We start from the raw sequence: 18,448 nt of genomic DNA on the forward strand, positions 1-18,448 counted from the left end.
GGGTTGACGCCAAGCTCTGCCGCTTCCCCGGATTTCCGATTGAGCAACGGCAGAGGCGGGGGACCCACCGTCCCGGGCAATGATTGCCCTTGGGGTTAAGCCAGTACGTGATTTTTCCGTACGGCCGGATGCCCTCATCCGAACCCGACAGCTAACTCCGCAGGTGTGAGAGGCGATCAATCATGTCCAAAAACACGGCAGAAGCACGCCTGCATGCCAAGGCTAAACATAAGGCCACGCAGCAGGCAAAGAAAACCACCCTCGGCCGCAGGGCCGGAATCCTCGCAGTATCCTGCGCGGTGCTGGTTGGGGTCGGCGCAGCCGGCCAGGCCACCAGCAGCATGGCCCCGGTGTCATCGACCCAGGCAACCCAGGCAGCGTCCGATGCCCAGATGAGCATCGAGAAAAGCGAGATCCGCTCCAACCCGGCGGAGAGCCCCGCTCCCGCCGCAATCGCAGTGGCGCCGCAGGCGGCGGAGCCCGCTCCCGCGGCCCCGGCCCCCGCGCCGGCCGCGCCAGCGCCTGCACCTGCACCGGCACCTGCACCCGAGCCCGCCCCGGCTCCTGAGCCGGCACCCGCCGTCGCGGTCAACGACCCCGCCGGCGCCCAGGCTTACGCCGCCGGCCAGCTGGCAACTTTCGGCTGGGGCCCTGACCAGATGCAGTGCCTGCAGACACTGTGGACCAAGGAATCGGACTGGACCACCACGGCCACCAATCCCAGCAGTGGGGCGTACGGCATCGTCCAGTCCCTGCCCGCGGAGAAGATGGCCAGCTCCGGCGCGGACTACCTCACCAACTACCGCACCCAGATCAACTGGGGCTTGGATTACATCAAGAAGAGCTATGCCTCCCCGTGCGGTGCGCTCAACTTCCACCTGGCGCACAACTGGTACTAGGCACCGCTCCCCTGCGGCTGCGCGTCGAAGGACCACCCTCCGCGGAGCCTGCCCTGCATTGACCGCGGCCGACGGCGCGTCCCGGCTCTCCGCCGTCGTACGCCTTGGGCAGGGGCACAGCAGGGAATTGCAGCATCACCACTGCCCGCATCCAAACGGATGCGGGCAGTGGTGTTTTAACCCCAGGCTGCCTTAACCCCGGGGGGGGGTTGAGCTGCAGTGCCCTATGGTGCGGACGTTAGGGTCGCGGTGGTTGGGGTTGCGGAGCCTGTGATTGCGGTGCTTTCGGTTGCGTCCGGCCCGGCGTTCCGCCACGGGATGTACTGGACGGACCACTTGTTGCCGTCCGGATCGGCGAAGTACACGAAGTGGCCCCACGGCAGCACTTCGATATCACTGACGTCCACACCGTTGTTCTTCAGGTGGTCGTGTGCGGCCTGGATGTCGTCCACCACCAGCTGCAGGTTTGACCACGTGCCCGGAGGTGCGTCCACCAGCCCCTCCCCCAAACAGATGGAGCAGGCGGATCCGGGCGGCGTCAGCTGCACAAAGCGGATGTCGTCCGAAGGCCGCTCGTCATAGTCGGCGTTGAAGCCCACCCTGTTGACGTAGAAATCCTTGGCGCGGTCGACGTCGGACACGGGGACAAAGACAAGTTCGAGTTTCCAGTCCATCCGCACAGGCTAGCGGCGGTGATCCTGCCGGAAAAGGGGGAAGGCTACCCTGCGATGCCGTACAGGCGGTCGCCGGCATCGCCCAGGCCGGGAACGATGTAGGACTTCTCGTTGAGCTTCTCGTCGATGGAGGCCAGGACGATGTGCACGTTCGCGTCGCCCAGTTCCTCCTCCAGCTTGGCCAGGCCCTCCGGGGCCGCCAGCAGGCAGATGCAGGTGACATCGGACGCGCCCCGCTTGAACAGGAACTTGATGGCCTCGCGCAGCGTGCCGCCGGTGGCCAGCATGGGATCCAGGACGAATACCTGGCGGCCGGTCAGGTCCTCCGGCAGGCGCTCCGCGTAGGTGATGATGTCCAGCGTCTCCTCGTCCCGGGCCATGCCCAGGAAGCCAACCTCGGCGGTGGGGACCAGCTTGGTCATGCCCTCCAGCATGCCCAGGCCTGCGCGCAGGATGGGGACTACCAGCGGGGTGGGCTTGGTGAACGCCGTGCCAATGGTGGTGCTGACGGGGGTTTCGATGGTGACGGGCTCCGTGCGGACCTCCCGCGTGGCTTCGTAGGCCAGCAGGGTCACCAGCTCTTCCGTCAGCTGGCGGAAGACCGGCGACGGCGTGTTCTTGTCCCGCAGGACGGTGAGCTTGTGGGCGACCAGGGGGTGGTCAACAACGAGAGTACGCATCCCCCAAAACTATCATCCGGCGGTGTCCTTGTTGTGGCTGCCGTGGGCATGCTCGTTGCCGTCCCCGCCGTGGTGGTGCACTTCCTCTGCCACCACGTCACGGACGATCGGACGGTCGAACGACGGAGCCGCACCGGCGTGCTCCCGCCTGCGGACCAGGTGGAACAGCCTGTGGGCCAGGATCACGACGCCCACCCAGGTGAGGCCCAGCAGCCACCCTGCCATGACGTCCGTCAGCCAGTGGTGGCCTAGGAAGACGCGGCTGAGCCCCATGGCGATGATGAAGAGCGCGCCGGCCGTGATGGCGGTGACGCGCACCAGCATGGTGTTGAACTGGAGGCAGATGAGGTACACCACCAGGCTGATCACCACGGTGGTATTCAGGGTGTGGCCGCTGGGGAAGGAGGGTGAATCCTCGTAGGGGGGCACCGCGTCCGCATAGTCCGGGCGGGTGCGGCCCACCAGTTTCTTGCCAAAGGTGGTGGCCATGATGGAGACCCCCGCCGCACCGCCGATCAGGACGAGCGGGCGCCAGTTCCGGCTGAGGAACGTCAGCCAGGCGGTCAGGATACTGGCAAGGATGGGCATGCCGATGCCGCCGCCGATGTTGGTGAAGCCGGTAACGAACGCATCAAGTCCGGGGCTGCGCAGGCTCTCGGCCAGGGCAAGGGCAGGCTTGTCCAGGTTGGCCAGGCCGGCAGAATCCACCACGTTGTCGTACACCTCGGCACCCAGCAGTGCCAGGGACACGATGATGACGCCGCCCACAAGGATGGTGAGGACGAGCGCCGCGTAAGGTTTGAACCAGAGACCTAGCCGATCCCGAAGAGTGTCCATGGTGCCTCCCGGCATCCGTAAGTAACCTGAGTATCCCGAAACTATCATTGAGCCATGCCGTTGCCCGAAAAGAAACATGATGCCTGGATGGGCCTTGCCCTGGCGGAAGCCCGCAGGGCACTCGCCACGGAGGATGTTCCCATCGGCGCCGTGGTGATAGGGCCCGACGGCGGGGTGCTGGGTTCCGGCCGGAACCAGCGGGAGGAACTGGGCGACCCTACGGCCCATGCCGAGGTGGTAGCCATCCGTGAAGCGGCGGCACGGCTGCAGGAACGGGCACGGATCGACGGCGGCCGCGGCGACGGGTGGCGGTTGTCCGACTGCACGCTGGTGGTCACACTGGAACCCTGCGCGATGTGTGCCGGAGCGATTGTCCTGGCCCGGATCCCGCGGGTGGTGTTCGGGGCGTGGGACGAGAAGGCCGGCGCCGCAGGCTCGGTGTTCGACATCCTCCGCGAACGCCGGCTCAACCACTGGGTTGAGGTGTATCCGGGAGTGCGCGAGGATGAGTGCGCCGTGTTGCTGCGCGGGTTTTTCGCCGGTCACCGCGGAGCAGCCTCTAGTCCTGTTCCGCCAGCAGGGCCAGCACTCCCCTTGCCGTAGTACCCCAGTCCGGAAGGCGTGTCCGCGCCTCCAGCGCTGCTGCGCGCCAGCTTTCCCTCGTGTCCGGGTCCTGCAGCCAGTGGCGCAGGTCGCCGGCCAGCAGGCGCGGGCTCTCCTGACCACCTTCCGGAAGTGGCAGCGCTGCCCCGGGAAGCCGGGGTCCGCCGTCGGCCGCTGTTAATCCTGCCAGCCCCAGCGCCTCCTCCGCCCCTGTCCCTTCACGGACCAGGACCGGGATGCCGCGGGCCAGGGACTCGGTTACGGCCATGCCGAACGCCTCCTGCCGTGACACCAGGAGGCTGAGATCAGTCCGCGCCCATTCAGCTTCCAGTGCTTCGCCGGCGAGCTCACCGGTGAACCGCACCCGTTCCTGCAGCGAATTCTCCGTTATGGCAGCCTGGACTTCCCGCGCATAGTCGGGGTCTGCCCGGTCCGAGCCCACCAGGGCCGCGGTCCAAGGGAGGTCCTGGACCAGGGCGAGTGCTTCCACCGCCAGCATCTGGTCCTTGTTGGGCAGCAAGGCGGCGACGACTGCCAGGTGCGGAGGCGTGGAACCGCCGGCCTGGGCTGCGGGGTCGACTCCGGGCAGGGCGACGTGTGCCTGCGGAAGCCCTCTTTCGGTCAGGACAGATGCGGCCCAGGTGCTGGTGCAGATCACACCGGTTGCTGCGCTGAGCGCCCTGGCCTCGTCTGCCAGGGCTGATTCGCCTGAACTTTCCGGCACCGGCATATGCACCAGCACCCATGTTTCCTGTCCCGCCCGGGCCGCGGCTTCCAGCTCTGCCGGGGCACCAACGGCCACCAGCCCGTCGACGATTGCCACTGCCTGCCCGGGACCTCCCCCAGGTTCGCTTGCTTCGAGGAAGGTGCCCAGCCGGCGTCGTTCGGTGGCGCCGGCGTGCGGCCAGTCCCCCTCAACGCTGATGACGTCCACCGCGGCGCCAAGTTCCCGCAACCCTGACACCAGGCGGGCGTTGTAGACGTTGCCGCCTGAGCTGTGGCGGATGTTGCCCGGGACCAGCAGCCGGATGTGGCGCACGGTCAGGCGGTGAGGTCCAGGGAATAAGCGGCCCACGCGTCCGGATTCTCGCGCAGCGTGACGTCGAGGCCTGCGAGTTCGCGGCCGTCGTCGCTGTCCTCGATCCTGGCGGCGACTTCCTGGGCGATGTACTCGGCGAGCGCTTCCGTGGTGGTGAGCTTGCCTTCGAAATCCGGGTGCTCGTCGAGGTTGCGGTACTTCAGGCCGGCCAGCACGTCCTCGATGATGGTTCCGGCGGCGCCGATGTCCAGGACGATCGCGTCATCGTTCAGGGCACGGCGACGGAAGGTCACCTCGGCGACGAAGGTTGCCCCGTGGAGCCCCTGGGCCGGGCCGAACGCTTCACGCGGAAGACTGTGGGCAATCATGAAGTGGCGGCGGACTGTCAGGCTGAACATGGGTTACCTCAAGTCTTCGGAGTGGTGGGCGGCTGGAGTGGGTGCTTGGTTGGTGGCAGGATACTCGACGACGTGGCACAGCGCTTCCAAGGTGCCGTCCGCCAGGCTTTGGACGACGCCCGGCAGGTCCTCGAACTTGGAAGAGCCGGTCAGGAATGCGTCGAAGACGGGATCCTTCAGCAGGGACACTGCCAGATCCAGGCGGTCCGCATTGGTGCGGCGGTGGCGCCGGGCACGCGCCACCATGCCCACCTGGCTGGCCCTGATGGACAACCGCCTTGCGTGGAAGTCCTCCCCCAGCGGGACAGTGACTTCCCGGTTGGCGTACCAGGACATTTCGATGACGTCGCCTTCGTCGCCGACCAGCTGCAGGCTGCGTTCCAGGCCTTCCTGCGAGGCCGAGCAGTGGAACACGATGTCGCAATCGGCCAGGGCGTCGTCGGGGTGTGCGAAGTCCACGCCCAGTGTGTCCGCGAGCTGCTTCCTGCCGGGATCGAGGTCCACCAGCTGAAGGCGTTGCAGCGGGAAAGTGCGCAGGAGCGTGGCCACCATGCCGCCCACCAGGCCTGCACCGACGACGGCAACCCTGTCCCCGAGCCGCGGCCCGGCTTCCCACAGGGCGTTGACTGCTGTTTCCACCGTCCCGGTGAGGACCGCACGCCGGGAGGGGACGTCGTCGGGAATCCTGGTCAAGGACTCCACCGGAACCACGTAGAGGTCCTGGTGCGGGTTCAGGCAAAAGACGCGCTGGCCTTTCCACCCCTCGGGCCCTTCCTCCACGATGCCGACAGACAGGTAGCCAAATTTCACCGGGCCGGGGAACTGGCCTTCCTGGTGCGGGGCCCGCATTTCCTCTGCGACCCGTGGCGGCACTGCCCCGGCGTGGACCACCATTTCCGTGCCCTTGCTGATACCGGAGTAGAGGGCACGGACCAGCGCTTCGCCGGGGCCCGGGGCCGGCACGTCCTCGGTTCTGAGTTCGCCGTGCTCCTTGGCAGTGGTCCAGTATGCGGTTGCGTGGATGGGAGTCTGTGAATTTGTCATCTTGCTGATGAATCTAACCGGACGCGCAGGGACGGGGAAAGTCCGACGGCGCGTGGCAGGGTTCATTGCTTCACGAGACAAGGTGCTGGAGGAGCGCTTCTTCGAGGAGGCTGTGCTCTTTGGCAAGGCTCGGTTCTCCAGGCACCGCCCCTTCGCCCGGCATGATGTGCCCACCTGGCAGGTACCTTTCACCTTGCAGGAATCGCGAGGGCCAGCGTGGTGGTTCCCAGTCCTGGTGTTCGCTTTGGTAGTGGCGGCCGGTGGGTGAGGTCCAGCCGGGTGGTTCGTTCTTCGTGGCGGCCGTGGGTTTCCAGGCGGTGGTGTGGCGGAGTTTGTGGTGTTTCGGGCAGGGCTGTCCCAGGTTGCTGATTCCGGTGGTGCCGCCGTTGACCCAGGCGAGGATGTGGTCGGCGTCGTTGTCCAGGGAGTTGTTGCTGCAGCCCGGGAACGGGCATTTGCCGTCCCGCAGCCGCAGCCACGCCCGCATGGCTTTGGTGACCCGGTAGCTTGTCCGGCCGATTTCCAGTGGTGCCCCGTCCCGAGGGTCCACCAGCACCCGGTAGAACGAGCCAGCACCGCCAGCGACGAGCCGCCGGGCCATTGACGGCGGGATGGGACCGTACCCGTCCAGCATCGCCGGTTCGTCGGTCTGGCCCAGCAGGGAGAACGCCGGGACCGTGACCAGCACCTGCGCCCGGATACCCGACGACGGCTGGTCGGTTCCGGCGCCGTTGCCGGTGCTGGTGCCGCTGGTGAGGATCGCCTCGGCGAAGGTGTCGGCACGCAGTTGGGGCATGCTGCGGGGCTCGTCCGGTCCCTGCATGCCCCGGGCGGCCACGGTGAGCCGGTTCCACCCGGCCAGGGCCTGGTCCGCGGGCAGGTACGCGGACAGCCAGGCCATCCCGTCCTGGTCCGGCCGGAACTCCACCCGCCGGTCAGCGACCCCTTTGGCGTGGCGTTTTTCGATGGACCCGGCCTGGTGGCGTTCCCGCCAGGTACGGGCCTTGGCCTTGAACCGGTGCGCCGGCAACTGCCCCACCGGGCACCCCCGCGCCGGGTCCGGGGGGTCCGGGTCAAGGAAATGCGCTTCCAACGCCGCAGCCCCCGCACCATCCAGACACGCTGTCTCGTCCGCCATCACCACCGCGTGGCTCCAGGAGATCACCCCTGCCTGCAACGCCTCCAACGTTCGCGGCAACGTCGCCGTGACCGCGTGCGAGGTGACCAGGAACGACGACGCCGCCCGCGGCCCCAGGGCCAGCACACACCCGATCTCCGCCGCGACCGCCGTCTCCTGCGCCTGCACCGGAACATCCGGCCCCGCAACAGCAGCGGCGCTCTCCACATACCCAACGGCAGCCCTGGCCTTCACCGCAGCGATCCCGGCCTCCACCTCACGGGTCCCGGCCAGAATCTCCAGGCAACCATCCGCCAAACCAGCCAACGGGTCAGCCGCAGAAAAAGGCACCGCACCGGCCCCGTCCACCTCAGCACTCAGCACAGCAAGGGCAGCACGGATCTCCCCGAACGCCCTCGCCACCGCCGCCTTCCCCATAAACCCATCATGACAAAGGGGTACGACAATCAAGACCGGCCGCCGCAGCACTGGCTGGTGGTACGCACGTTTTGGGGATGCAGGCCTTGCTCCGGTACCCTATTGAGGTTGGTGACGTGTCCGAGCGGCCGAAGGTGCAACACTCGAAATGTTGTTTGGTGTAAAAGCCAACGTGGGTTCAAATCCCACCGTCACCGCCAGATAGAAAGGCCCTGCTTCCCTTATACAAGGGAAGCAGGGCCTTTCTTCATCCCGGGGGAAAGGTCCCCCAGAAACGCCATGATGTGGACTACCGCTTGGTCGGCGGAGAGAGCCTCAGCGGGTCGGATCGATCATCGTCATGCCCGCAACGTTGGCGGTATCAAGCCGGGGAAGCATTTCGGCAGCCTCCTCCAGACCAATCACGCGTTCGATCAACTTCTGCGGTTCGAGCGCTCCCGACTCAATCAAGGCGAGCATTCCGGGGTAGTCCGCAGCGGCCATCCCGTGGCTTCCGAAGACGTCCAGTTCCCACGCGATCACGCGCGCCATGGGAACACGGGGGTGTCCTTCCACCGGCGGCAGGAGCCCGATCTGGACGTGGCGGCCCCGGCGGCGCAGGCTCAGGAGCGCGTCGGCGCACGTCTGTTCGCTGCCGACGGCGTCGACCGAGACATGGCTACCTCCCGTGAGCGCGTGCACCTGCGCCGGAATGTCTGAACCGTCTGCAACCAGGACGTGGTCCGCGCCGAGCCGTGCAGCCACCTCAAGGGCGGCCGGGTTCCGGTCAACAGCAATCACTTTGCCGCCGAGGGCCTTGGCGATCATGACGGTGCTGAGCCCCACGCCGCCTGCCCCGATGACGGTAACCCATTCATCGGCTTTCAGGCTGGCCCGGCCAGTCAGCGCACGGTAGGCAGTGGCGAACCGGCATCCCAGGCTGGCGGCTGCCTCGAAGCTGACGCCCTCGGGAATTGCCACGAGATTGGTGTCCGCCGCGTGGATCACCACCTGCCCGGCAAACGAACCCCAGTGCGTGAAGCCAGGCTGTTGCTGCTCCGGGCAAACCTGTGCGTTGCCGCTGAGGCACCACTCGCACGCGCCACAGCCCTCGACGAAAGGTGCGGTAACCCGGTCGCCGGCCGTCCACTTCGTCACTCCCGGGCCAACACTGGCAACGACACCGGCGAATTCGTGGCCCGGGACATGCGGCAGCGCTATATCGTCATGTCCTGCCCAGGCATGCCAGTCGCTGCGGCAGAGCCCCGTCGCAACGACGCTGATGACGACGCCGCCCACCGGCACCTCAGGCTCTCCAACCTCCCGGACGGCCAGCGGCCCTGCTATCTGGTCCAAGACAATCGCGCGCACATGACCTCCACATATCGACGTTGTGCCGCCCGCGTCCTTGAGCGGCTCCGGCCGACATCTTCCCACGCGGCGCCGATGCGCTGAAAAACCTCCCCAAGATCACGCCCGGGCCGCGGCGTGACGCAGGGGGCCGTCGTCGGGCCTGTCCCAAACGGCGCGCCCCAAACGGCGCGGCGGTCAGAGAAGCCGCTGGTAGATGCGGTGATCCTGCCACTGGCCGGCGATCCGAAGGTAGGCGCGCGCGGTGCCGTAGGCCTCAAAGCCGTTCTTTTCGAGCACCCTCTGCGATGCCATATTGTGCACCAGGGTGGCTGCTTCGAGGCGGTGGAGGCCGAGCCTATCCTTCGCGATGTCGGTTGCCGCGGCCACTGCTGCCGTCATGAGCCCCCGGCCCTGGACAGACTGGGCGATCCAGTAGCCCAGGTGGGCGTTCTGGAAGGCGCCCCGGACGATCGAGCTGAGCGTCAGGAGTCCCAGAATGCCGTCTCCACCAGCCAGCACCATGGAAAGCGCTGTGCCTGCGTCAAGGTCATCCCGCCTTCTCCTGATCAGCTCGCGCTGGCCTTCAACGGTATAGAACTCCTCTGCCCTGACCGGTTCCCACGGGGCAAGGTGGGAACGGTTGGCCTGGAGCGCCCCAGCCAGCGGTCCCGCGTCGGCAGCCTCACGGGACGGAGAACGATGCCGTCAGCGAGTTCACAGGAGAAGTCCACTGGTTCAGGCTACACAGCCGGAAAAGCGCGCCGCCGAGGCCCACCACGTGTCCCGGGCCAGCACTTTGCCCCCGGCCAGCGATGAGCCCCTGCTGCCGCTGCACCAATTGTCGTCACCATCAGGCAGAATGGGCCTGAATTGGTCCAAGCTCTGGAATACAGGTCCTCAATGAGAATCCAGGACGGGAATGAACGAATTCTTTACTGCTTCTTTCGACAAGGGCGTGCTGCGGTTGCAGTGGAGTCCCGAAGTCCTCATCACCTATGACATTGCCGTCCGGGCGGCGCGGGTCCTGGAAGGCCTCAGTGGCGGCCGGGTCCTGCCTCTTCTTGTTGACCTCGCGGGGGTTGCGGCATTGACGCCCGAGGCCAGGGCCGGGATGAACGCCTACCGCGGGTTCTCCGCCGTCGCCCTCATTGGGGCTGGCCCGATGGGCAAGGTTGTGGCGGCGTTTTCCCAGCGGTCCCTGACTCCCACGGCATACTTCACCAACGGCCCCGATGCCCTGCACTGGCTTTCGGAGCAGGGCAACCGGGCCGGCACGCCAGGCGGGGCGATCCGCACTGACCGCTGAGGGCGTCGCTGCTGTCACAGCTGTGCCGACGGCGGCGGCTTCCTTTGCGCGTCCCTTCCGGCGCGTTTTTTGATGCCCAGCAGCATGGCACGATCCATGACGAGGTAGCCCGGCCGAAGGACGAAATCCATCAGTCGAAGACCCCATGGCCGTCCGGGGCCGGACCGGGTGCGGAGCAGCAGCCTGGTCCCCGCGTCCCCGGCATCATGGAGGACGAATTGCCAGGTCCCGGTGACCGTCCCAGGCGGCGCACCAGGGCTCAAGTCCAGGACCAGATGGCGGCAGCTCTCCATGTCCACCACACGCGGCCCGCTGCGTCCGCCCGGATAACCTTCCGGCGTGAAGGCAATGATGTCTCCCACCTGCAGGTCCTGCCACTCGGGGTGGATGCGGTCTGCATTCGTGACGCCCAAATGGAGCAGCCCGTTCTCCAGCCAGGTGTAGGAATACAGGCCCGCACGGTCCACCCCCATCTGCAGAAGCCATGGCCAGACTTCCTCCGGCGGGGCGGGGATGGTGACCGCCATGGTCTGCACTTCAGCCGGAGCGGGAATCAGTCCGTCGCCGGGAAGGGGCATCGATCTTTCCGGCTCCGTCGCTCCCCACGCGCCCAGGGTGCGGGGCAGGAGACCATGCGTAATGAAACCGGCCGCGGCAGCAAAGCCGAAAACCGCCGGCAACCAAGGACGGAAACCAGCGGAGCGCGAACCAGCAAAGCGCAAACCACCACTTGCCCGGTTCCCCCGCTGTGATGGCTTTACGGTAGCCAGGAAACCCGGCATCAGGCTGGTCATGGCGTCTCTCCTCCGCGATCGGATGCAAGGAGCATATGGACAGGGTTCCCCGGGGACCCAGAGTCCAAAGCCCTCCCCGTGCCGGCGCCCCACCCTCCACAGCTGATATGCGCCCAATGCTTGACGGTGCCGTCCGGCACACGCTAGAAAGTAAGTAGCCTTATCATTTCCCAATGATGCACACCCGTTCCGCAAAAGGAGGACATGCCATGAGCGACAAGCCAGGGAACCAGACCCCCAACACGCCTGATGTGAGTGAAACCGAACTGCGCAACAAGAAGGTGGACGAACTCCGCCGGGATGCCAAGCAGGAGCACATCGCCGGCGCTTCGGGCATGCGCAAGGAAGAACTTGTGAAAGAGGTGGCCCAGGCCCGGCAGGAGGACGCGGATAACGGCCGGGGCCGCAACAGCCGCTCCGGGGCGGACGACGAAGAAGACCTGGGAGCCGGCCCCGACGGCGGCAGGGTCCGCCATGGCGACGACTCTTCCAAGTCGTTGAAGTACTCGCAGGAAATTACGTCCACCGAGGAGGAGCCAGAGCGCGAAGGACGCAGCCTCGCGACCACACACCATGAGGTCATCAGGCAGTGGGCGGAAGAACGCGGCGGCGTTCCGGCGACTGTTGACGGCACGGAACACGGGGACCACCTGGGCGTCCTGCGCATCGACTTCAGGGAGAAGGACGCGAACCTTCGCGAAGTCAGCTGGGAGGAGTGGTTCAAGACGTTTGACGACCGCGGGCTCAACTTCATCTACCAGGAACAGAGGTCCGATGGGAGACAGTCCAACTTCTTCCGGCTGGAGAACCCGGAGCGTGAAGACGCCTAGGGGGACCCGGGCCTGACGTATAAAGGAGGCGCCACCGCTGCTGCGGTGGCGCCTCCTTCGGTTGGTTCCTAACGCCGGGTGTCGAAGGACCCGCAGAACACGTTGTCGTTGAACGTGCCCTGGAACTCCGATTTGCCCTGGATCTTGTCCACGGCTGCCCGGATGGCTTCCCGGGTGCCCGCATGGGCGTGGATCGCCGTCTTGACCATGGGCACGTCGATCAGGTGGTTCGGCTGGTTCAGCGAGACGAACACCGTGGGCACTTCCGTGACGTACCACGGGATTTCCGCTGCCATCGGGGAAGACCACTTGATCCGGATGGCTGCCTCCTGCGCAAAGCCCTTGACGTTGGCGAAGACAAACGCAGCGTCGTACTTCTCCGCGTAGTCCCCCGTGGCTTCCTCGGAAATGATGGACATGAAGTTCACCCCGGTCTCCCCCGCTGCCTCGCGCTGCTCGGCGGTGCGGAACAGGTGCACGTCGAAACCGGCAGCTTCGAGTTCCTCCTTGACCACCTCCAGGTAGGCCAGCGGATCGGCACGGGTGAAGTCGGCGCCGCCGGAAATGCCGTACAAACGGATCCGGGGATACGTCTGCGGGGTTATGGGCAGGTTGCCGGCGGTGTCCTTGATGAGGGTCACCGTCTTGTCCGCGATCTCGGCGGCCACCGAACGGTGCTCAGCGGATCCAATGACCGCAAGCGCCTCGGCCGGCGGGACCAGTTGGTCAGCGGCTTTCAGGTGCAGCCCCAACGACGCTTTCAGCCCAAGGATCCGCCGCAGCGCATCGTGGAGCCGCTGCTCGGTGATGATCCCGGACTTGTAACCGTCCAGCATGTACTGGAAGTCCTCGGCCGGGTTGCGGAAGAACAGGAACATGTCACAGCCGGCAGCGATGGTGGCCGGCACCAGGTCCCTGCGCTTCCGCGCCTGCGTGAGGCCCACCATCTGTGACGCATCGGTGAGCACCAATCCGTTGAAGCCGAGTTCGCCGCGCAGCAGGTCCTGCAGCAGTTCCGGGGACAACGTGGCGGGAAGGATCTCAGCGTCGGAGAGGCCTGGCCGGAAGTGCCGGGAAACCTCCGGCGCCCCGATGTGGCCCACCATGATGGACTGCACGCCGTGCGCGATCATCTCCCGGTACACGTGGCCGTACGTCCGGTTCCACTCCTCATAAGGGAGGGTGTTGTAGGACGTCACCACGTGCTGGTCGCGCTCGTCAATCCCGTCGCCCGGAAAGTGCTTCATGGCGCAGGCCGTGGGCGATTCACTGATGCCGTCGAAGTATTCCTTGGCACGCTCCACCACGATTTCCGGAGTGTTCCCGAAGGAGCGCGTGGAGATGACGGTGTTCCGCCAGTTGTAGTGGATGTCCACGATCGGCGCGAACGCCCAGTTACACCCCAGTGCCGCGGTTTCCACTCCGGCCACCCGCCCCATCTGCCGGGCGATGGCCTTGTCCGGGTGCGAGCCGGCCTGGAGGTGCGTGGACACGAACGTGCCGTCGTCACAGCTGCCCGCGCCGCCCATTTCAGGGTTGGACGCGATCAGCAGCGGAATCCGGGTCCTGCACTGTGCGTAGCGGATGTGTTCCTGCACGGCCGCTGAAGGGCCCGGGCGGTACCGCATGCCGCCCACGTGGTAGTTTTCCAGCACGCCGTCGAGGTACGCGGGTGAGTAGTCGTTGTTGTGGTTGATGAACAGTTGCCCGATCTTCTCCTCAAGCGTCATGGCACCCAGGGTGCCTTCCACCCAGGCGATGGCGTCGCCGTCGAGATTGAACGGGGCAGCTGCCAGGTCGACGTCGAACCGGCGCGGCGCGGTGCCATGGGCACCGTTGGCAGGACGTACGACGGCGGCAATCCCCTTGAGTGCCTGGGCCACCACGTCCGGGACGGGGAGGGCGATGTCCACCACCACGCCGGCCTCGTCCTCCTGCAGCGGTTCCAGGGTGGCGAGCTGGGAGTCCAGCAGCGTGGTGGGCATGAAGTGGCCCGATCTGCCTTCAACGCGCTGCGCGAGGACCTCCTTGCTGCCGTTCAGGTGCAGGAACACGGTGTCCGGAGCCTGCTCCCGAATGGCATCGCGGTAGCTGCGGCGCAACGCGGAGCAGGCCAGGACCAGTCCGCCGTCGCCTGCCTTGGCCAACTCCGCGCCTACGGTTGCGAGCCAGGGCCAGCGGTCCTCGTCCGTCAGCGGGGTGCCGGCTGCCATCTTGGCCACGTTCTCCACGGGGTGGAGGGAATCGCCGTCGAGAAATGGGACACCCAGTTCGCGGGCCACGAGGTCACCGATGGTGGTCTTGCCGCAGCCGGAAACACCCATGACGATGATGCGGTGCTTTGTCATTCTTGGTGCCTCACCAGTCGTGGCCGCGCTCACCAGTCGTGCACCGTGCCGTCGACCAGGCGGTTGTAGGGCAGGTAGGCCTGCTGGTACGGGTAGGCTGCGGCGGCTTCTTCGTTGAATTCGACGCCGATGCCGGGCTTGTCGCCCGGGTGCAGGTACCCGTCCACGAACGTCATGGACTGCTCGAAGACCTCGTTGGTCTTATCCGAGTGCTGCATGTACTCCTGGATCCCGTAGTTATGGATCGCCAACCCCACGTGCAGCTGCGCCGCGAACCCCACCGGGGAAATATCCGTCGGCCCGTGGAAGCCGGACTTGATCTGGTACTGCGCAGCGAAATCCATTACCTTCTTCAACGGCGATATTCCGCCGAAGTGCGTGGACGCGGCCCGGACGTAGTCGATCAACTGTTCCTTGATCAGCGTCTGGTAATCCCACACGGTATTGAAGATCTCCCCGATCGCCAACGGCGTGGTGGTGTGCTGCCGCACCAGGCGCAACCCCTCCTGATTCTCCGCCGGGGTGCAGTCCTCCAACCAGAACAAGTCATACGGCTCCAGCGCCTTGCCCAGCTTCGCCGCCTGGATCGGCGTCATCCGGTGATGCCCGTCATGCAGCAGCGGGATCTCCGGACCAAACTCGTTCCGCACCGCTTCAAACACGGTGGGCAGGTGCCGCAGGTAAGCGCGGGTGTCCCAGTCCTCCTCCACCGGGAACGCACCCCGCCCGGCCGGCTCATAGTCATACCGCTCCCCCGAGGCCTGCGCCTGCGCCGCAACACCATACACAGCCTTGATGCCCGGCACGGCGGTCTGGATCCGGATCGACTTGTACCCCAGCTCCAAATGCTCCCGGACCGAGTCGAACAGGGACTCGATATCGGACCCCGAGGCGTGCCCGTACGCCCGCAGCCCGTTCCGCGACGCACCACCGAGGAGCTGGTAGACCGGCATCCCGGCGAGCTTGCCCTTGATATCCCACAACGCCATGTCCACGGCAGCGATGGCAGCCATGGTCACGGGGCCGCGCCGCCAGTACGAAGACCGGTACAGGAACTGCCAGGTGTCCTCGATCCGGTGCGGGTCCTTCCCGATCAGCAGCTGCGCGACGTGCTCCTTCAAATACGCGGCAACAGCCAGCTCCCGGCCGTTCAGCGTGGCATCACCAATCCCGGTCACACCATCCTCGGTCGTGATCCGAAGGGTCACAAAATTCCGGGACGGACTGGTAACAAACACATCGGCGGCAACGATTTTCATGGGACTAACTGTTCCTTCCGGAAGTAAAAGCTGGATTCAGGTACGTGCAGGGGTCTCGGCCGGGGTCGTCGCGAAGGATCCGCACAGCCGGGCAACAAGGGCGACGACGTCGGGGTCGTCCGCGAGGGCAGCGCTGACCAGGCGAAGCAACCCCTGCACCCGTTCGGTTCCCTCAAGCGCCACAGCTGCCTGGATTTCGGCGGCGAGCGGATCCTGGAAGTCGCTTCCCGCGGTGACGTAGTCAATCCAGGCGGCAAGCATCAACGCGCTGCCTGCGCCACGGCGGCCATCGGCCCGTTCCGCCGTCATCACGGGCACCGCGCGCATGCGCAGCTTGGTGGTGGCATCGGCCGCGATCTGGGCGAGCCGGTGGGCGATGCGTGCGTTTCCGAAGCGCTCCAACAGGGCCTGGCGATATGTCGGGATGTCCAGCCCTTCCCCCTGCAGGTGGCGCGCTGCCTCGTCCCAGAAGTCCTCCACGGCTTTCCGGCAGAGGGGATCCGCCAGGGCGTCGGCCACGGTGGCGTGCCCGCGGAGCTGTCCCGCGTAGGCCAGGATGGAGTGCGAGCCGTTGAGGAGCCACAGCTTCCGGTTCTCGTAGGGTTCGATGTCACTGACCACGACGGCGCCGGCCTCCTCCCAGCGCGGACGCCCGGCCGGGAAGTCCCCGCTGAGTACCCAGTTCCGGAAAGGTTCGGCCACCACCGGCGAATTGTCGCTGTATCCGCATTGCTCCTCCACCTCTGCGATGTCCGCCCCGGTGGTCCGCGGCGTAATCCTGTCCACGGAAGTGCTGACAAAGCTGACGTTTGCTTCGATCCACCCCGCCAGCCCGGAACCCCACCCGGATGCCAGTCCCAGGACTGCGCGGCGGGCAACGTCACCGTTGGCGGACAGGTTGTCGCAGCTGACGACGGCGAGTGGGCCGGCGCCGCTGTCCCGGCGCCTGGCGAGGGCCAGCACCAGGCGCCCCAGCGGCGTGCCGGGCACTCCTGCCTCCCCGGACGCTGCTGCCGACAGCGCCCGGAGGTCATCCGCCGCACCTGGAGCGCCGGCGTCGAACGTTCCATCCGCGGCCAGCCCGTAGGCAGCCTCGGTGATCGTCAGCGTGACGATTGCCGTTTCCTTCGCCGCGACCAGCTCGCAAAGCCGTGCAATGTTGGCCCCGTCCACCGCCTCCACGATGCTGCCAATGACTTCGAAACTGTCGCCGCCGGCCGACCGCTCCACCAGCGTGTAAAGGCAGTCCTGGCGGGACAACGCTGCCGCGGCGTCGGGGCGGCGGCCCGTGAACGCCGCGATCCCCCACTCCGCCGCGTCCGGGGCATGCTGGGTGTACCAGGCCTGGTGGGACCGGTGGAACGCGCCCAGCCCAAGGTGCACGATGCGCACCGGGGGTTTGGGCAGCGGCTTCAGGCTGCGGTTGAGTGCAGGCGGCGCGGCGTTCACAGCTTGAACACCCGCCGGGGAGACGCGTCCACGAGATCCACGATCAGTTCATGTGCCCGTTCCTCCGTGACCCGGTGCTCAGCAACCATCCTGGCCAGGAAGGATGCCTCGATCCGCCGGGCGGTGTCATGCCGGGCCGGGATGGAGCAGAACGCACGGGTGTCGTCGATGAAGCCCGAGGACCGCGAGAAGCCGGCCGTCTCCGTCACCGCCGACCGGAAGCGCAGCATCGCATCCGGGGCATCGAGGAACCACCACGGCGCGCCCAGGTACACCGATGGGTAGAAGCCCGCCAGCGGGGCCAACTCCCGGGAGAAGACCGTCTCATCAAGGGTGAACAGCACCAGGTGGAAGTCCTTGGCCGTGCCGAAGTCCTGCAGCAGCGGGCGCACCGCCTCCGTGTAATTGACCGCCACCGGAATGTCATGGCCGGTGTCCGCGCCAAAGGCCTCGAACGTGGGCGAATGGTGGTTGCGGAACGAGCCGGGGTGGATGGTCATCACCAGGCCGTCCTCCACCGACATCCGGGCCATCTGGTAGATCATGTGCGCTTCGAAGGCGTCCCGGTCCGCAGGACTGGCCTGGCCGGCCCGGCCACGCTCGAAAAGCCGCTCCGCCTCGCCGTCGTCCAGTTTCAGCGTGGCGGGCGTGAAGACGCCGTGGTCGGCGGACACCGCGCCGCGCTCCACGAAGTGGCGCCGGCGCGCTTCGAGTGCCTTGATGTAGCCGGCGTAGCCGGAAGCGCCCTCCCCTGCGGTGTCGATGAGGCGGTCCACGTTGTCCCGCCACGCCGGATGCGCCATGTTCAGGTACTGGTCCGGCCGGAAGGTGGGCAGCACCCTTGCGGCAAATGAGGGGTCGGCGTGCAGGGCCGCGTGGCTGTCCAGCGAGTCCAGTGGGTCATCGGTGGTGGCGAGCACCTCGATGTTGAATTCCTTGAACAGTTCCCGCGGCCGGAATCCCGGCTCCGACAGTTTGGCCTGCAGCGCGTCATACAGCCGGTCCGCATTGTCCGCGGACGGTTCCTCCGGCAGCCCGAACACGTGGGCAAACTCCTGCCGGATCCAATACCCGGACGCGGTCCCCTCGAAGTCCGGCCACGCCTCGCAGAAGTGGCGCCAGACTTGCCGTGAATCGGCAGGCTGGCTGCCCAGGCCCAGCTGGTCCATGGGCACCCCGCCCGCGTGGATCAGGCGGGTGACGTAGTGGTCCGGCGTGACCAGTAGCGCCGCCGGGTCAGGGAAGGGGGTGTTCTGTTCGATGATTGCCGCGTCCACGTGTCCGTGCGGGGAAATGATCGGCAGTCCTTCCACCTTCTTGAAGAGGGACCGTGCGATGTCCCGGACGCCGGGATCGGCAGGCAGCAGCCGGTCCGGGTGGTCCGCTATGGGCTGGCCCATG

Annotated in this window: 18 protein-coding genes, 1 tRNA gene and 1 riboswitch; of the genes, 5 read left to right on the forward strand and 14 right to left on the reverse strand. The window is 66.5% G+C overall.

The features are described 5' to 3' along the window. Window positions 1-15 precede the first annotated feature (15 nt). Window positions 16-177: riboswitch (cyclic di-AMP (ydaO/yuaA leader) on the forward strand. A gap of 5 nt (window positions 178-182) precedes the next feature. Further along, complete coding sequence (locus BACI349Y_RS15980) at window positions 183-899, forward strand: hypothetical protein (RefSeq protein ID WP_159632969.1); 717 nt, start codon at window positions 183-185, stop codon at window positions 897-899. 224 nt (window positions 900-1,123) lie between these two features. Here the strand turns inward: BACI349Y_RS15980 and BACI349Y_RS15985 are convergent, their stop codons facing one another. The 3 genes from BACI349Y_RS15985 to BACI349Y_RS15995 are packed head-to-tail and all read right to left on the reverse strand — an operon-like array spanning window position 1,124 to window position 3,090. Then, window positions 1,124-1,573, reverse strand: a complete 450-nt coding sequence (locus BACI349Y_RS15985; RefSeq protein ID WP_159632971.1) for a glyoxalase superfamily protein — start codon at window positions 1,571-1,573, stop codon at window positions 1,124-1,126. 44 nt (window positions 1,574-1,617) lie between these two features. Then, on the reverse strand, window positions 1,618-2,253 hold the full coding sequence (gene upp / locus BACI349Y_RS15990) for a uracil phosphoribosyltransferase (protein WP_141158139.1): 636 nt from the start codon (window positions 2,251-2,253) through the stop codon (window positions 1,618-1,620). A gap of 12 nt (window positions 2,254-2,265) precedes the next feature. Continuing rightward, window positions 2,266-3,090 carry a phosphatase PAP2 family protein gene (locus BACI349Y_RS15995; RefSeq protein ID WP_236560862.1) on the reverse strand — a complete coding sequence of 275 codons (825 nt, stop codon included), beginning with the start codon at window positions 3,088-3,090 and terminating at the stop codon, window positions 2,266-2,268. A 54-nt stretch (window positions 3,091-3,144) separates the two neighbouring features. Between BACI349Y_RS15995 and BACI349Y_RS16000 the strand changes: the two genes are divergently transcribed. Continuing rightward, window positions 3,145-3,693, forward strand: a complete 549-nt coding sequence (locus BACI349Y_RS16000) for a nucleoside deaminase (RefSeq protein WP_159632975.1) — start codon at window positions 3,145-3,147, stop codon at window positions 3,691-3,693. Here BACI349Y_RS16000 and BACI349Y_RS16005 read toward each other — a convergent pair. From BACI349Y_RS16005 to BACI349Y_RS16020, 4 genes are all read right to left on the reverse strand, one after another. Then, on the reverse strand, window positions 3,650-4,732 hold the full coding sequence (locus BACI349Y_RS16005; protein WP_201302461.1) for a glycosyltransferase family 4 protein: 1,083 nt from the start codon (window positions 4,730-4,732) through the stop codon (window positions 3,650-3,652). The two genes, BACI349Y_RS16000 and BACI349Y_RS16005, sit on opposite strands and share 44 nt — an antisense overlap. Window positions 4,733-4,734: 2 nt before the next feature. Continuing rightward, a complete protein-coding gene (locus BACI349Y_RS16010) occupies window positions 4,735-5,130 on the reverse strand; it encodes a 6-pyruvoyl trahydropterin synthase family protein (RefSeq protein ID WP_159632978.1) in 396 nt (131 codons plus the stop codon). 3 nt (window positions 5,131-5,133) lie between these two features. Then, the gene (locus BACI349Y_RS16015) at window positions 5,134-6,174 is read right to left on the reverse strand and encodes a zinc-dependent alcohol dehydrogenase (protein WP_159632981.1); all 1,041 of its coding nucleotides are present in this window, start codon (window positions 6,172-6,174) and stop codon (window positions 5,134-5,136) included. 70 nt (window positions 6,175-6,244) lie between these two features. Then, window positions 6,245-7,729 (reverse strand): HNH endonuclease signature motif containing protein, encoded by a 1,485-nt coding sequence (locus tag BACI349Y_RS16020; protein WP_159632984.1) that lies wholly within the window; start codon window positions 7,727-7,729, stop codon window positions 6,245-6,247. A gap of 110 nt (window positions 7,730-7,839) precedes the next feature. Here BACI349Y_RS16020 and BACI349Y_RS16025 point away from each other — a divergent pair. Then, window positions 7,840-7,929, forward strand: a tRNA-Ser gene (locus tag BACI349Y_RS16025). Between the two features lie 115 nt (window positions 7,930-8,044). On the opposite strand, the gene BACI349Y_RS16030 is transcribed toward BACI349Y_RS16025, so the two are convergent. Together BACI349Y_RS16030 and BACI349Y_RS16035 are read right to left on the reverse strand one after the other, a co-directional pair. Continuing rightward, window positions 8,045-9,079 carry a zinc-dependent alcohol dehydrogenase family protein gene (locus tag BACI349Y_RS16030; protein ID WP_159632987.1) on the reverse strand — a complete coding sequence of 345 codons (1,035 nt, stop codon included), beginning with the start codon at window positions 9,077-9,079 and terminating at the stop codon, window positions 8,045-8,047. Window positions 9,080-9,256: 177 nt separating this feature from the next. Continuing rightward, a complete protein-coding gene (locus tag BACI349Y_RS16035; RefSeq protein ID WP_159635783.1) occupies window positions 9,257-9,724 on the reverse strand; it encodes a GNAT family N-acetyltransferase in 468 nt (155 codons plus the stop codon). A gap of 256 nt (window positions 9,725-9,980) precedes the next feature. Here BACI349Y_RS16035 and BACI349Y_RS16040 point away from each other — a divergent pair, with 256 nt between their 5' ends. Further along, window positions 9,981-10,367, forward strand: coding sequence for a DUF7793 family protein (locus BACI349Y_RS16040; protein ID WP_159632990.1), 387 nt, complete (start codon window positions 9,981-9,983; stop codon window positions 10,365-10,367). A 14-nt stretch (window positions 10,368-10,381) separates the two neighbouring features. Here the strand turns inward: BACI349Y_RS16040 and BACI349Y_RS16045 are convergent, their stop codons facing one another. Further along, entirely contained in the window at window positions 10,382-10,945 is a 564-nt protein-coding gene (locus BACI349Y_RS16045; protein ID WP_159632993.1) for a hypothetical protein, read from the reverse strand. A 425-nt stretch (window positions 10,946-11,370) separates the two neighbouring features. On the opposite strand from BACI349Y_RS16045, the gene BACI349Y_RS16050 reads away from it, so the two are divergent. Then, window positions 11,371-11,991 (forward strand): Rho termination factor N-terminal domain-containing protein, encoded by a 621-nt coding sequence (locus tag BACI349Y_RS16050; RefSeq protein WP_159632996.1) that lies wholly within the window; start codon window positions 11,371-11,373, stop codon window positions 11,989-11,991. Window positions 11,992-12,059: 68 nt separating this feature from the next. Here the strand turns inward: BACI349Y_RS16050 and BACI349Y_RS16055 are convergent, their stop codons facing one another. From BACI349Y_RS16055 to uxaC, 4 genes are read right to left on the reverse strand one after another with little or no spacing between them, the layout of a single operon-like run. Continuing rightward, window positions 12,060-14,339, reverse strand: a complete 2,280-nt coding sequence (locus tag BACI349Y_RS16055) for a gluconokinase, GntK/IdnK-type (protein ID WP_159632999.1) — start codon at window positions 14,337-14,339, stop codon at window positions 12,060-12,062. Window positions 14,340-14,368: 29 nt separating this feature from the next. After that, the gene (manD, locus tag BACI349Y_RS16060) at window positions 14,369-15,598 is read right to left on the reverse strand and encodes a D-mannonate dehydratase ManD (RefSeq protein ID WP_159633002.1); all 1,230 of its coding nucleotides are present in this window, start codon (window positions 15,596-15,598) and stop codon (window positions 14,369-14,371) included. Window positions 15,599-15,634: 36 nt separating this feature from the next. Beyond that, a complete protein-coding gene (locus BACI349Y_RS16065; protein ID WP_159633004.1) occupies window positions 15,635-17,047 on the reverse strand; it encodes a mannitol dehydrogenase family protein in 1,413 nt (470 codons plus the stop codon). Continuing rightward, window positions 17,044-18,447 carry a glucuronate isomerase gene (gene uxaC / locus BACI349Y_RS16070; RefSeq protein WP_159633006.1) on the reverse strand — a complete coding sequence of 468 codons (1,404 nt, stop codon included), beginning with the start codon at window positions 18,445-18,447 and terminating at the stop codon, window positions 17,044-17,046. The genes BACI349Y_RS16065 and uxaC overlap by 4 nt, the downstream gene beginning before the upstream one ends. Between the last annotated feature and the right edge of the window lies 1 nt (window position 18,448).

The organism is Arthrobacter sp. 8AJ (genome assembly GCF_902506025.1).
Lineage (GTDB): Bacteria > Actinomycetota > Actinomycetes > Actinomycetales > Micrococcaceae > Arthrobacter.

Bases quoted from the DNA above. Each gene is read 5' to 3' on its own strand.
- BACI349Y_RS15980 (WP_159632969.1), top strand. From the start codon at position 183: ATGTCCAAAAACACGGCAGAAGCACGCCTGCATGCCAAGGCTAAACAT.
- BACI349Y_RS15985 (WP_159632971.1), bottom strand. From the start codon at position 1,573: ATGGACTGGAAACTCGAACTTGTCTTTGTCCCCGTGTCCGACGTCGAC.
- upp (WP_141158139.1), bottom strand. From the start codon at position 2,253: ATGCGTACTCTCGTTGTTGACCACCCCCTGGTCGCCCACAAGCTCACC.
- BACI349Y_RS15995 (WP_236560862.1), bottom strand. From the start codon at position 3,090: ATGGACACTCTTCGGGATCGGCTAGGTCTCTGGTTCAAACCTTACGCG.
- BACI349Y_RS16000 (WP_159632975.1), top strand. From the start codon at position 3,145: ATGCCGTTGCCCGAAAAGAAACATGATGCCTGGATGGGCCTTGCCCTG.
- BACI349Y_RS16010 (WP_159632978.1), bottom strand. From the start codon at position 5,130: ATGTTCAGCCTGACAGTCCGCCGCCACTTCATGATTGCCCACAGTCTT.
- BACI349Y_RS16015 (WP_159632981.1), bottom strand. From the start codon at position 6,174: ATGACAAATTCACAGACTCCCATCCACGCAACCGCATACTGGACCACT.
- BACI349Y_RS16020 (WP_159632984.1), bottom strand. From the start codon at position 7,729: ATGGGGAAGGCGGCGGTGGCGAGGGCGTTCGGGGAGATCCGTGCTGCC.
- BACI349Y_RS16040 (WP_159632990.1), top strand. From the start codon at position 9,981: ATGAACGAATTCTTTACTGCTTCTTTCGACAAGGGCGTGCTGCGGTTG.
- BACI349Y_RS16045 (WP_159632993.1), bottom strand. From the start codon at position 10,945: ATGCCCCTTCCCGGCGACGGACTGATTCCCGCTCCGGCTGAAGTGCAG.
- BACI349Y_RS16050 (WP_159632996.1), top strand. From the start codon at position 11,371: ATGAGCGACAAGCCAGGGAACCAGACCCCCAACACGCCTGATGTGAGT.
- BACI349Y_RS16055 (WP_159632999.1), bottom strand. From the start codon at position 14,339: ATGACAAAGCACCGCATCATCGTCATGGGTGTTTCCGGCTGCGGCAAG.
- manD (WP_159633002.1), bottom strand. From the start codon at position 15,598: ATGAAAATCGTTGCCGCCGATGTGTTTGTTACCAGTCCGTCCCGGAAT.
- uxaC (WP_159633006.1), bottom strand. From the start codon at position 18,447: ATGGGCCAGCCCATAGCGGACCACCCGGACCGGCTGCTGCCTGCCGAT.